Source organism: Labrys wisconsinensis (assembly GCF_030814995.1).
GTDB classification, from domain to species: domain Bacteria; phylum Pseudomonadota; class Alphaproteobacteria; order Rhizobiales; family Labraceae; genus Labrys; species Labrys wisconsinensis.
This window is the reverse complement of the sequence record NZ_JAUSVX010000005.1, coordinates 14360-28468: the sequence shown is the minus strand read 5'-3', so window position 1 is coordinate 28468 and position 14109 is coordinate 14360. Positions and strand designations below refer to the sequence as shown.

Here is a 14109-nt window from a genome sequence, read left to right as displayed (position 1 = left end):
GCGAACAGAAGGGGCTGTGGCAACAGCAAGGCGCCTTGCTCGCCTCGGGCGGCCTTCCCGAAAATGACGCTGGCGAATCGGGAGTTGCCGCCGCCTGGCGGGCGTCGCATGTCTGCCGGACGCCCCACCGCCGCAGATGGAGCCGAGCGCGTTCATGGCCATCCACCGCGTTGCAACGGGGCGATCTGGAGGAAGTCTGCGCTCTCGTGAAAGACAAGATGCAACGTGCTCGACGCCTCTACAGCATTCGAGGTTTCACCGCCAGACTGCGAGAATGGAAGCGTGACGACCCGGTCACCGCGGCAATCCGGCGAGGCCGCAGGAACGGCGGGAAGCCGGGCGAGCTGCCGGCGCATGTCGTCGCTCCCAGCATCGACCTCGACATCGAGTCCGGTCGGCTCGATCCGGCCGAGGCCATGGGCCCCCTGCTGCGCCTCATCGAAGAATATCCGGAATCCGACCAGCTCTACATTGCGGCGGCCCGAATCCTGGATCGCATCGACCGGAAGGCCGCCCGGCGCGTCTGGAAGAAGTTCTTCGAAAGGATCTCGATAACCCTGGAAGGCTACCGCCGCACGCTGCGGATGCAGACGGCGATTCGCGGCCGCGAGGCGACCTTGGAGGCGCTTCATGCCAGCTCCGACGATTCGCGATCCCTGGAGCTCCTGCTCTGCCGAGGCGTCGGCTACGAGATGCTCGGGGAGGCGGACCATGCCGACGCCTGCTTCCGCGACCTTCTCGCATTCCACCCGGATGTGGAGATCGTGCATCGGGAATATTGCAGGCTGCTGGTGACGCGGGGCCTGCTCGTCGACGCCGTGCAGGCTCTCGAGGAGGCGATCGAGCGGTTTCCCTCCGCCAATTGGTTCTCCCGAAAGCTGGGGACGGTGCGCGGCAGCATCGACGATGTCGAAGCCCTCGCGCCGGGAGAGCTGACGGCCGGTCGACCTGCCTCCCTCGTCGTCCTGCAGCGGATCCTGGATGATCTGATCGCCGAGCGGACGGACCCTCCGGCGAAGCCCTATCTCGGACGCAGCCTCCTGCTAACCTCGACGCTGGGCCCGGGGGGAGCGGAACGCCAGCTCGTCAACACCGCCCTGGCGCTGCACGCGGCCATGACCGAGCGTCGCACCATCGGCGGCCTGCAGATGGTCGGACCGCTGGTCGTCGGCGTCAGGCAGACCGGCGGGCAGCAGGACAACGACTTCCATCTCTCCGCGCTGGCCCGGGCCGGCGTGAGCGTGTTCGAATACGGACGCTGGCCGGCGGCGGGCGGCGATGGCGACCTGTCGATCACGGCAAGGTATGGGCACCACATGCGCTTTCTGCCGCGTCAGATGGCGGAAGGGATCTCGAAGCTCGCCGACTGGCTCGCCTGGCAGTCGCCGGATGTCGTGCAGATCTGGCAGGACGGCACCATCTATGCGACGGCGCTCGCGGCGCTGATCGCCAGGGTGCCGCGCATCGTGCTGATGGTCAGGACATTGCCGCCGATCGATCGGCGCGACCGCCTCAAGCCCGAGTACGAACTGCTCTACCGCAGGCTTCTGGCCGCTCCCGGCGTCGTCCTGGCCGCCAACGCCGCGGCGACGGCCCGGCGGTACGAAGAATGGCTCGCGCAGCCCGCCGGCCGCGTCCGCGTTCTGAGGAACGGCATCTCCTTCGTCGACCGGGATGCGCCTGCCGATGTGCGGGGCCTCGCCGAGGCTTTCGACCGGCAGACCGGGCATGGGTTCACCGTCGGCTGCGTGATGCGCGTCGACGAGAACAAGCGCCCGCTGGACTGGATTCGCATCGCCGCAGGCCTGGCGGAGCACGAGCCGACGAGCCGCTTCATCGTCGTCGGTGACGGGCCCCTGCTCGGCGCGATGCAGGCCTATGCGGAGCGCATCGATCTGGGGCCCCGGATCCTGTTCGTCGGCCGCTCGCAGCATGTCGGCTTCTGGTACACGCGCTTCGACCTGCTCATGCAGCTGTCCCGTCATGAGGGGCTGCCGAACTCCGTCATCGAAGCGCAGGTCCTCGGCATTCCCGTCATGGCGACCGCTGCCGGCGGCTCGGCGGAAGCGGTCCAGCGCGGCGTCACGGGCGAGCTGATCGACGACGTCGACGTCCTGCCCTACACGGCCATCGTCGAAAAGCTCGTCCGGCTGGCGCGCGCGCCCGAACGACGCGCAAGGATGGGAGAGGCGGCCAGGGCCTGGGCCGGCCGTGCCTTCTCGATCGAGGCGATGCTCGCGAACACCGCGTCGCTGCTCTCGGACGGTGGTCCCCGAACCTGAGACCGCACGGTCGCCGCCGACGGCATCGCGCATGCGGCCTTGCGGCGACAGCGGACAAAAGCCGTGGATTTGCCTAGATTAGGCCCGTGTTGCGGATCAGGCTCAGGGACGCCGCTATGGGCTTCCGGCTCGACGGCTGAAGGGTGTCGCGAGGCGCTCGAAGCTCGGCGGCGGCTGGAACGGCCTCTCGGGACCGACATTCGCGGGAATTCGACGGAACTCGCCGACAGAACGCAGAGAAATACCCGACAACTCGGTTTTTTATACTCGGCTTGGCGCGGAGCATGCCAATGTCTTTCGGGATGAGGTGATCGAATGTTCGGACACAGAATCGTACTGGCTCTCATCGGAACATTGTCATGTCTGCCGCAGGCATGGGGGGATAGCAGCAATTCCGCGTCGCTCTACCGGCCTGCCACCAGCGGCTGGGCCATTCAGTTTGCGCAGAACGGCCTCGCGGGCGCCGCCTCGCTCGATCCTCAAGTCAATGACCGCCCCTTGGTATGGGGAGCCGGCCGGCACGCTCCGGGCACCGGCTTCTATGTTCCCTGCTGCCGTGACCCCTTGAGCACCACGGGCCCGGCCACGGCCAGGATCCCCCACGACCGCGCCTGGTTCATCAGAAACCATCCGGACTGGCTGGTCTATTCCGCCCCCACGGCCACGACGCCGTCCACCGGCGGGGGCGCCGGGAACCTGTGGGCGGTCGACATCGCCAATCCTACCGTCCAGCAATACATGCTGGCCTATGCGCTCGGGCAATGTCCGGCGGCCGATGTCTATCCGACCTGCCGGACGGACTTGCCGGCCGATCTGCTGGCGAGGCGGCGGGGGGGGCACGCCTACGTCTCGCTCGACAACCTGGCAGCCTATAACGCGGCCGAGATCCGCGGCCACTTTGTCGGCGCCGTGCCGGGCTGCCCGGCGGGCGAGCCGGCATGCGGGGGAACCTGGGTCCAGCGCTACACGGGTTCGCAGCTCGATCAGGCCTATGCCGACGACATCTTTCGCTATACCCGCTTCCTGAAGGCCGGACTCAATGCCAAGGGCGTCGGCCTCTGGACCAACAACAAGGTCAACAAGCGGGACGTTCGCAATTCGGCGACGCTGGCATCGATCGGCGATGCGTCGTTGAGCGAAAGTGCATTTCTGCACGCCTGCCGTGCCGGCGTCACGACCTTCGTCAGCGGGATGGACGAAGGAAGCGACTGGTATAGCCGCCTGCAGGTTTCAAACGCCGTCTACGGCAAGCAGGTCGTCGTTCAGTTCAATTATCTCTGCGGCCACCCCGTGTCCGAGGCCAGCGCGGCCGAGATCGCCTATGCCACCGCCAATTATTACCTGACACGGGACGAACACACCTATTTCGAGATGCAGAACGGCAGCTCCGTCGGCAGGCAGGACGTCGGCAGGCGAATCACCTACCCCTCTTCCATGATGGTGAATCTCGGCCGTCCGACGGAGCCTCCGCCGGCGGCGGGAAAGCCGAACTCGTCCGGCGGCTGCTACCAGCGCAGCTTCGAGCGCGGCATGGTGGTCGTCTGGCCCTCCGACGCCGGATCATGCACCTATACGGTCCCCCCGGGGGGGCAATGGGCCGACCAGTTCGGCAATCCGGTGCATGACGGCGTCAACACGCTGCAATCGGATACGAGCACGTCCGTTGCCCGCGCCAATGCCATCGTCATCGTGAAATCTGATTAGAGAATCCGATCACGGGCCAGGTAGTCGGAAACCGATCGACCGCACACGCATGCCGGGGAACGGGTCGCGCGTGCGGCCCCTGGCCCCGTCTCCCGCTCGCCTCTCCCGCCACGAGGACGGTCGGTGCCGGCTGCGCCATGTCGGCCCATCGGGCATGCCGGCACGCGGAGAGCTTCTCTCAGCCCGGAGCGATCATGCGCCTGCTCCGACGCTCGCAAGCCATGCCGACCATCAGCATCAACACCGCCGAGCAGAAAAAGTACAGCGCACTAGCCTCAACCGTCTTGTAACCGGCGAAATAGGCGTCGCGCATGAGCTGGATGCCGTGCAGGATCGGGTTCATCAGCAGGTAACCCTTCACGTCTTCCGGAAACTGCTCCGATACGAAGAGCACGCCGGAAACCAGACTGACACCTCTCCATGCAACGGGAATAATTCGTTTGCCGTAAGACCAGTGCAAGAAGAAGTAGCTGAACATGAGCCCGACGCCAGTCGCCGCCACCCAAAGGCCGAGCCAATATTTGACGACGTTCAAAAGATCATCTGGCGGATCGCCAAGTCCAAGCACCAATACGAAGCCGATGGCGACGACGAATACACCGCTATAGATCAGCAGGCTGACGAGAGCCTCCGTCATCGCGACATCGAATGGCGAGACGGGGGGAAGGTTCAGGACGTCGCGGGCGCGCAGCATGGCCGACCCCACTCGCACGCTCGATGCGCGCAACAGCCCCCATGAAACGCTTCCGGTTACGGCGAAAGGCGCAATGTCCATATTCATGATCTGGTGTGAGCCGACAAGCCAATACATCGCGACAATGAACGCGATGAGAAAGGCCGGCTCAAGGACAACCCAGACGATCGCAATCTTACTGTCGGCCGCAATATTATGAATTGATCGGATCAGCAAAGCGTATATGACAGAAATACGCGATGGCCTGTCCGCCGCGCCGCATGAAAAAGCGCTGAGCTGATCCAGAACTTTGAGTCGCTCCATCACGCTGGCGGCGCGCTTCACAATGCTCGGATCCGGCTCGCCGCCGAGATTGGCCGCGCCACTTTTCTTGCGCAGAAGAGCCGCGCGCTCCTTGGCCCGATACTCCGCCTCTGCCAATGCGGTCGGGTAGTAGTCCGGCGATGTGATATCGACACCGTTGCGGATATCCGCCTCGACTTGCCGGATCGCAAGAGTCAGGAGTTGCTCCTGCAGCGCGACCTCGATCTCGTCGAACCCGCCATCCGCCAGCACGCGGCTGAGGGCGCTCGCTGTTTCCTCATAGGCCAAGCGTCGAGTCGTCAAGTTGTTCGGATTCAAACCGAGAACAGCTCGCAGTAGAATCGACAAATACATCATGCGATTTGCCTCACACGGCCTGAGATTGTCTCACAGGGCCTGGACATTCATCATTCGCCCGCGGCGGACGCGACTGCTCGGCATATGTCATGTCCGCCGAACCCATGGACGGCTCGATGCGAAAACCCGGTCGACGCCCCACGAACCCTATTTCGAGAGGTCCTGCGACGCCAGAACCCCGAGCGCCTCCCGAACGGCCGGCGAAGACAGCTGCTCGTTGGCCGACCGAAGGCGCCCCTCGAGCCGGTAGAGGCTCCGCTCGACGTCGGTGCCGACCCCGCGGGCCGCGACGAGAGCGCGGGCGACATGCACTGCAACAATCGGCTCGTCGAGCGACTGGTACATGCGAACCCAGCGGGCGATCAAAGCGGGTTGCTGTCGGGCCAGGGCGGATGCGTGACCGAACACGCCCTCATGGTCCTGGAGGGCGACGCATGCGTCGACGGCGATCGTCCTGACCTCCTCGCCCTCCGCACCGCGCTTGATCGCTTCGTTGGCCGACTGCCTCGCCCCTTTCCAGTCGCCGATCGAGGCCTGGACTCGAGCCATGTCCAGCCAGGGCTCCGACCATGACTTGGCGAGACTGGAGTATTTGCGCAACAGCGCGATGGCCTCCTTGCTCCGTCCGAGCTTCCACAGGATGCGCGCCTTGGCGCGTATCACCCTCCGGTTCTTCGGATCGCGCGCCAGGGCATTGTCCGCCGCCTTGGCGGCTTCCTGCCACATCTGCAGGTTGGACCTGCATTCCACCAGGCCCACATGGATCGCCGTCTGGTCGCCCAGCCCATCGGCCGCTGCCGTCAGCAGCCTCTCGGCACACTTGAACCACTTCTTGCGACGCGCCTGATCCCCGAACGCGAAGGCAACCTCGGGCGGGAGGCTCGCCACGCCCGCCTCGATGGCGGGCAGCGCGTCCGATTCCCAGGGCTTCCCCATTGCCGCTTCGACAAGGGCCACACCATTGGTGACTGTCACGACGATACCCCCAGTTCGAGTTCAGCTTTTTCCGTCGCAGGCGCCTGCAGCGACGGCGGTTGCGCCTCGTCCGGCGCCCTCGGTCCGTGTTGGCGCAAGGTAGAGACCATGAGATGGGCAAGCCGTTGCCAATTGAATTGGGCTGCAGCCTCGACAGAGGCCTTGACGTCAAGAAGCCCGAGGATCTTGTTCCAGGAAATGTCCTCATCCCAGAAGAGATGATTGAGCGGTTCCAGCAGATGAGGATTTGCATAATGCCGGGGCGCTACGATGAGAGCACCCGACATTGCGCACTCGATCATCGAAAGCCCCATGGATTCAGGCTTCGTGACCATGAAGATGTCGCTTCGCCTGTATTCTCGGCACGCTTCTGGGAAAGGGATGCCCTTCCGATCGTACAATTGCGGTTCGTAAGGCTCCAGCGGGTTGATCTCGACCAACCCCCGCGACACGAACTGCCGCACGACCAGCTTGTTGAAACCGAATTTGTGGCCGATCTTTGGAAATATCTCGCCAGCAAATTCGGCGAGACTGCTGCGGATTTCACGAACCCTATCCGGACCACTGTAGTTGTGGTGGTCCACCATGATGTTGAGGACGCCGTCCTCCTTTTCCGGATAGCAATAGGTCGGAGAGGCAGCCCACGTGAGATGGACCGTCTTCGGCGAGGACGGCATGCGAGTGCTCGGCTGGGCGTGGAACAGGTAATCCTCGGGTCCCAGCACTCTGTCGTGATCGCATATGGCGCAAACCGCACCAGGGGTGCGATTGCGATAATAGTCGAACACCGACTCGTGAGCCGCCGCGAAGCCACGCTGCTCGAGACAGACGACATGGTCGGCGCGGGGGGCGTCCAGCGTGCGGACATAGGCCGCGGCCCTGGCCGGATCGGAAACCTTCCGAAACGAGTAGGTCGCCGTCTCGATGTTCGGATGTCCGGCGAGTTCCTTTCTCAGGAAATAATTGTACACCGTGGCTGTCGAATGGATTGTCAACGGGCTCAAGTCGCTCGTTGGAACCTCGCAGCCGGTCGAGCCGACCAAGAACAAGATCCGCATTTTGATGTCATCCCAAAGATATGGCCGGAACACGACAACGAGAAGGCCTGGACAGAAGGAACCGCTCTTCCGGACTTACCGGGAAAGCTCCGTTGCAGGGCTGCGCTCACCTATCCCGTGAGCGGCCAACCTTTCGAGTAGATCATGAACAGCGCTGCTGAACGGCGCAAGCTGTCGAGCCCGGGCCGCGACTTCGGCTCCTTCCGCATGTCGCTTTGCCCTTCTGTAGCTCTCGGCCAGCAGCACGAGGTCATCTTCATTCTCCCCGGCGATGCGCAGGGCTTGCTTGAGTGCGTCTATGGCATCGTCGTATCGTCTCAGTCGAAGGCTGGCATTCGCCTTCCTCCGCCACATCGTGTCGTCGTCCGCCATGATGCGGCAGAGCAGCCCCGAGAAGCGATAGGCCTCGTCGTAATCGTGCGATTTCCGCGCAAGGGCAAGGCCGCGATGCAGCTTCGGCAATATTTTGTGCACGATGCGCTTCGCCGCCAGATTCTCATGGTCGATCTTGAAAATTGCCTCGGCAGCATGCAGTGCGGCTTCCGGACTGGCGTCGATCTGCGACTTGGCGAAGTCCCGGAGCTTTCGCGCGAGACGCGCGACGGCCCGGTCGCACCGTTCGGCGGGATAGCCGAGTTCGCGGGCACGGACGACCGAATCGACGGCGCTCTCATGGCTGCCGATGGCCTCGAGCTCGCGAGCGAGCAGAAAATGCGCGGACGGCTCGGCCGGCGTCACCGCCACGAGCCGCCCCAGGAGCCTGGAGGCTTCGGCATGGCTTTCCAGGCGGCTTTCGAGCTCTGCGAGCTTCTTCAGTCCCGGCGCATGGAACGGGTCGATCTCCAGGACCTGCCTGTAGGCCGCCCGCGCACCGTGGAGGTCACCATCGGCCATGCACTTTTGCGCATCGTCCAGGTGGGGTTTGACCAACCGTCTCAGGCGCCGCACGCCGCGATCATCCCCAGGCCTGATGAGCATAAGAGCCCGCAACGCAGCGGCCTCATTGAATTCGTCTCCCAGCTTCTGGGCCCGCCGCGCCAGATCGGTGACAGCCGCGGCAACCAGGCCGATCACTCGCTCCGGGACTGTCCCACCCTCGCCGACCGCTGCCAGGATCCGCGCCGCCCCCTTCGGGTCTCCCATGGCCAGGACGGACTCAGCGAACTTCACCGCCGCCTCCCGATCCGACTTCGCCAGTCGAATGGCCGCGTCCACGCAGTCCGATGGCAGCACCAGGAGATCGGATGCCTCGGCCTTGATCTTGAGCGCCGCGGGATCATCGGGTTTCGACAGCAGCGCGCGACCGGCGATTTCAAAGGCGCTCCGCGGCTTGCCGCCGCGGAGCGAAAGGCCGGCGGCCCTGACCAGACATGCGAAGTCGCCGTCGTGAGCCTCCGCGGCCCTCACCCAATAATTCGCGGCCTTGTCGAAAAGCCGCAGCTTGGTCGCGGCCTGCCCGGCAACACGCAATCCCTCATAGTCATCGGGCGACGATGAAAGCTTTACCTCTGCAGCCTTGAGGGCGACCATCGGATTGGTCGACAAAAGTCGCTGGGCCTCTCGGATGTTCATGGTCCGCTTCATCGCACTCCCTCCGACTTCATACGCCCTTCCCGCTTTTGCACTTGAACATCATCAATGCGTGACGATCAGCCCGACTTCACCTCCATCGGCACGAGCGACCTGACCATCTCCTCGAAAGCGGCCTTGGTCTGGATCGCAGCCTCGTTTGCCCGGCGTTGCAGGTCGGACCGGTAGAGGCGGAGGTGTTCCCGGTCGTCCAGCAGGGACGCAAGGGCACGCGTCAGGCCCTGGGGATCTTCGGAATCGTAGCCGACGGATCGACCGCCCGTGCCGGCCAGATCGCCCACGTCCACGGAACTGCCCGCGACGACGGCGCAACCATACGCCGCTGCCTGCCAGATTTCCATGGGAGCCCGCAGAGCGACGACATGTGACGGCCGCGACGGGAAGATCGCCACATCCATCGCCGCGAAATAGCGGGCCGGATCACTGCCGGCAGGCCGGGGGACGGTCACGACGCGGTCGGCGATGCCGAGATCGCGGGCCAATGCGGCCAGCATTTCGATACGCCGCCCAACCCCCACGACCAGCAGAGCCACATCGCGCCCATTCGCCACGAGCTCGACGGTCGCTCTTGCGACCGCCTCCAGGTCCCAGAACGGAAATGGGCCGCCGACGAAGCCCAGCACGATCTCGGCGTTCAAGCCGAGCTCGCTGCGCAGACTGGCCCGCGCAGCCGCCAGATCCTTCGGTGGCTCCGGGGCGTCCGATATTGTTCGCACCCGCTCGGCCGGCAGTCCCTGCTCGATCAGGAGGTCGGTTATCCTCCGGCTCCGCGACAGAACGCAATCGGCCTCCGCGGCGATCAGGGCACAGAACTTGGTCTCCGCGGCAAAGCGCTCGGTGGCTTCCCAGCCCGGATGGTGCGGGAGAGCCGGCTTCCAGATCTCGGCGATGTCCAGAACATAGGGCACGGACAGGGCCCTGGCCGTCAGGAGCCCGGCGGCGGCAAACCCTTCCGACCATTCCGCGACGATCACTTGCGGTCCGAACAGCTTTCCGAAGGCCTGGAGCTCCTTCGCCGCCTCGACCGCATAGAGGTCGAAGAGCTCCGCCGGGACCTGGACGGGAGGAAGCAGCCGCACGCCGATGTCCTCAACCAGGCGCCTCGTTGCCTGCGCCTTCTCCTCGCTCGGATATCCCGGCGGGGTCACGACCTCGGTTTCGATCTTCAGACCCGCCAGGCGCCGTGCGGTGCGATAGGCCCTGAGGGAGGCCGGGGTCTTGTGATAGGGCAGCGATTGACTCGCCAGAACCAAGGCGCGGGCGGGGCCGCCCTTCTTCTCGACGCCCTCGTATCGGGCCGGAACATGCAGGCCGTTGGTCCTGATCCGGTCCAGAGCGATGATCTGCTCTCCCCGCCGAAGCTCCGCTGCGGTCAGCACGGCGCCACCCTGGATGATGGCATCCAGCAATTGCCGCGGCTCGGCCAGCAGGCCGTCATCGAAGAGGCCGAACGCCAGGAGCTTGATATGCGAGGCTTTCCTGTCGAGCGAGATGGCTTCGCGGAACAGCTCGATGCACTGAGGCAGGTTGGTCTTTCGCACCGTCCGGCCGAACTCGACCAGGATACGCGCCAGAAGTTCGTCGCCGGTCGCCTGCGCCCGGACCCAGGTCAAGGCCTCGGCCAGCCCGTTCTGCTCGAGGCGGAAACGGGCCTCGTTGAAGACGGTCGTCGCCGTCTTTTCCTCCTTGACCGGAGACGAAGCCTTCTCCCGCACCGTCGAGAGCCGCCACCAGACACCCACCATATGGGCTGCGAGCCGCGCGATTCCGAAGCGACGACGCCGCATCTTGAGAAGGGCGCGCCCCACTTTCAGAGCGTCGCTGTTCGACAGCGACGCGATCTGCTCGTCCTTCTCCTTCAGCAGGGAGCGGAGGCTTGCGATCTGATGGTCGGTGCTTCTCTTCGACAGACGGATCTGATGCGCCTGATCCCGCAGGATCTGGATCTCGCTGGTCTGGCTCTGCAGGCTGACGATTTCCGCCCGCAGCGTCGTTATCATGCTCTCGAGCTGTCGGACCTTGAGCTGATGCCGGGCTGCGGCCTCATGGGCGGGCGATGCTGGCGGGCGTTTCGGCATGATGGTCTGGGAATGCCGCACACCGGCATCGAGATCACTTGACATCGGCAATGCCCCGGCGTTGCGCATCAGGAGGCCGCGCCGCGATCCCGCGGCCGCCCGATCCGCCAGCACGCCGAGCCTGTCCACCGCGAGCGGCGATCGAATCGGCCCGAACCACATGGACGGTCACGGCCGACGATGCCGGCTCGCGAGCACTCGACGAGCCGTCTCGCGCCCGCTGCGGTGCACCTTCTCGCATGCTGCACTCCAGATTAGGATTCTCGAACGGTGCCGTCCGCGTGACGACGCCGATCGGCCCTATGGGCTGCCGCCGGACCGCGATTCCCACTGCTCGCGTGCATCATGGGGTGAAATCAGGGGCATGCGCATTCTCCCGCAGCCCGGCGTCGTGCCCCGCCAGGCTATCGTCAGACGTCGAGTGCCCCCGCCTCGAATGGTCCTCTGAAATGCGTGTCGACGTCAATAGACGAACTGGTCGGCGCTGCGGTCGTCCTGCCGCATCCATCGATAAAGCAAATGCCGTGCCGTCGGCGCACGGCACCGCCGGCCGGCCGAATCTAAGGGGGAGATTCGAGCTCGACCCGGCAGGCCGCTTCGATCCTTCGGGTCGAAGGGCCGGTCGGCGCGGGCCTGCATGGTCTGGACGGCCCGCCCGTGGCGCGCGGGCAACGGTCCCGACCTCGGCGACCGGGTCCACCATCCATTTCGATTGCATTGGCTGGGCGTTCGTGGTGCATATCGCGCCGGGGGGACGCAGAAGCGGCGCAAAGCCGAGACGCGAATCCATGCATCAACTCGATCGATCCGACGGGATTTCTCGTCCGTCGTGGCTTCCCCTGCAAGGGGCCAAGATTGGAGTGGCCGCCTCGGTCCTCCGTTCAGTGCCGCATCTCGCGCTGTTTCTGGAAACGCAATCTCTCCACGTGCGGTCGACCCTGACCTCACGGCTGGATGGCGTCGTCGGCTGGGGGCAGGGCATGTCGGCCTTGCGCGGCCTGGCCTTTGCCGCCCAGTCCAGGCTGCCCTTCTGGGTGCTCGAGGACGGCTTCCTTCGCTCCGTCGGCCTCGGCAAGCAGCAGGCGCGCGCCTTTTCCCTGATCATCGACGACCTCGGCGTCTATTATGATGCCTCCTGCCCTTCGCGCCTGGAAGCCATCATTGCGAACGAGGATTCGGCCTGGCTGGCGGCCCTGGGGCGCGCCGCGCGGGAACGGGTCGTGTCCGACCGGCTGACCAAGTACAATCACCTGCCGGACCGCCCCGTGGCTCTGGCGGCCGGGGGACAGGCCCGGATCCTGCTCGTCGATCAGGTGGCCGGCGATCGCTCGATCGCCGGTGCCTTGGCAAGCCAGAACGACTTTCGGCGCATGATCGATACGGCACGTCGTGATCGGCCGGGAGCACGCCTCATCGTGCGCGTTCATCCCGACGTCACCGCCGGCCTTGCGGCGGGCGTGCTGACCACCTTGGCGCAGGAAGACGGGTTGGAGGTGCTCGACGACCTGGTGTCGCCGCACGCCGTGCTGGACGTCGTCGACGAGGTCTGGACGGTGTCGAGCCAGCTCGGCTTCGAGGCCATGATGCGCGGCATCCCCGTGACCGTGTTCGGTGTCCCCTTCTATGCGGGATACGGTCTCACCGATGATCGTCCCGACAATACATCGGCGAGCGCCGCACTGGCCCGGCGAGCTGCCCTGAGGCCCTCGCTCGATGCGCTGGTGGGAGCGGCCCTGGTGCGCTACCCGCGCTATGTCGACCCGGTCCGTGAGCGCATCGCGACCTTCGACGAGGCGGCCGACCGCCTCGTCGCAGAACGACGTCGGCATCTTTCGCTGCCGGATCGCGCGGTCTGCGCCGGTTTCTCGCCTCTGAAACGGCGGATCGTCCGAAGGCTGCTGGGTGGGCCCGGCAAGAGCATCATGTTCGCCGGCCTGAGATCGGCCCTGGATCTCGCCCGGGCCAAGCAGGCGGCGGTCTGCATAGACGAGACGGAGACCGGCCAGTCCGCCGAAGTCGAGGTGCGAGCGGCCGGCACGCGGGTGTTGCGGCTGCAGGAGGGGTTCCTGCGCGCGACGGGGTTCGACCCGCAGGCCGCCATCCCGCCCCTGTTCTGCGTGAACGTCCAGTCGAGCCTCGCGGCCGCGCAGGATGACAGCGATCTCGTGCGCCTTCTGGCCGCGACGGAGCTGCCGCCGGCGCTCGTCGCCCGGGCCCGGGCGCTGCGCGAAACCATCATGCGCCGCGCCGCGACCGCGAACGGCAGGCTGCTGACGCCGGATCTGCGCAAGCGCCTCGCCGACCTGCGGCAACGAGCGGAGGGGAAAAAGGTCATCCTGGTTCCCGAACCCATGGAGGTCGACGCATCGTCCGCCAGCGGATCTCCGGCCGTAAGATCGACCGCCGCCCTTCTGGAAGCGGTGCGTGCCGACAGGCCGGATCATTTCCTCGTCTACAAGGCCCATGCCGATGTGGCGACCCGGAACCGGGCCGCCGGGCGGGGATGGGAAGAATTGCGCGATCTTGCCGATGCCGCGATCGCCGATGGACCGATCCTGCCATTGATCGATCTTGCCGACGAAGTTCACGTCCTGTCCTCGCCCGCGGGCTTCCAGGCCCTCCTGTACGGCAAGCCGGTGGTCACCTGGGGAACGCCCTTCTTCGCCGGCTGGGGCGTCACGGAGGACCGGCTGATTCGACCGCGGCGCAGGCTCTCCCTTGACGAGTTGACCGGGGCAACCTTGATCCTGTACCCCCACTATATCTATCCTCGTACGCTGCTACCGTGCGAACCGGAGGATCTCATCGCCTTCGAGGACGAGCAGGCCGTCAAGTACGGCGCATTCCCGCAGCCGATTGCGCAATTCGTGCGCAGCGCCGAATATTCGCTTCGAATGACCGGCATACGTCTGCCCCGGTTCTGAGCAGATCTGCGCCCCACGGCCGAACCGCGGATCACGAGAGGCGGAGCATTCGACGCGCAGCCATGACGTTCCGATCAAGTCGTCCCGGCGAAGCCTGTCCTGTGGCCCGCCCGCCCGAGGGCCTGGACGCGGCCCCATCCGCGG

General features: G+C 65.4%; 8 protein-coding genes. 3 read left to right on the top strand and 5 right to left on the bottom strand.

What is annotated here, in order from left to right; genetic code table 11:
• Window positions 1-35: 35 nt before the first annotated feature.
• Window positions 36-2282 (top strand): glycosyltransferase, encoded by a 2247-nt coding sequence (locus QO011_RS14770; RefSeq protein WP_307273229.1) that lies wholly within the window; start codon window positions 36-38, stop codon window positions 2280-2282.
• Window positions 2283-2597: 315 nt separating this feature from the next.
• Window positions 2598-3986, top strand: coding sequence for a hypothetical protein (locus QO011_RS14765; RefSeq protein WP_307273227.1), 1389 nt, complete (start codon window positions 2598-2600; stop codon window positions 3984-3986).
• Between the two features lie 178 nt (window positions 3987-4164).
• Here the strand turns inward: QO011_RS14765 and QO011_RS14760 are convergent, their stop codons facing one another.
• The 5 genes from QO011_RS14760 to QO011_RS14740 form a co-directional block, all read right to left on the bottom strand.
• Complete coding sequence (locus tag QO011_RS14760; protein ID WP_307273226.1) at window positions 4165-5340, bottom strand: ABC transporter permease; 1176 nt, start codon at window positions 5338-5340, stop codon at window positions 4165-4167.
• A gap of 147 nt (window positions 5341-5487) precedes the next feature.
• Window positions 5488-6315 (bottom strand): tetratricopeptide repeat protein, encoded by an 828-nt coding sequence (locus tag QO011_RS14755; RefSeq protein ID WP_307273223.1) that lies wholly within the window; start codon window positions 6313-6315, stop codon window positions 5488-5490.
• A complete protein-coding gene (locus QO011_RS14750; protein ID WP_307273222.1) occupies window positions 6312-7373 on the bottom strand; it encodes a glycosyltransferase in 1062 nt (353 codons plus the stop codon). Before QO011_RS14750 ends, QO011_RS14755 begins: the two co-directional genes overlap by 4 nt.
• A 75-nt stretch (window positions 7374-7448) precedes the next feature.
• Window positions 7449-8957: a tetratricopeptide repeat protein gene (locus QO011_RS14745; protein ID WP_307273220.1), complete on the bottom strand. Its 1509-nt coding sequence runs from the start codon at window positions 8955-8957 to the stop codon at window positions 7449-7451.
• 65 nt (window positions 8958-9022) lie between these two features.
• The gene (locus QO011_RS14740) at window positions 9023-11203 is read right to left on the bottom strand and encodes a glycosyltransferase (RefSeq protein ID WP_307273219.1); all 2181 of its coding nucleotides are present in this window, start codon (window positions 11201-11203) and stop codon (window positions 9023-9025) included.
• A gap of 626 nt (window positions 11204-11829) precedes the next feature.
• Here QO011_RS14740 and QO011_RS14735 point away from each other — a divergent pair.
• Complete coding sequence (locus QO011_RS14735; protein ID WP_307273217.1) at window positions 11830-13965, top strand: capsule polysaccharide biogenesis protein; 2136 nt, start codon at window positions 11830-11832, stop codon at window positions 13963-13965.
• The last annotated feature ends 144 nt before the right edge of the window (window positions 13966-14109 follow it).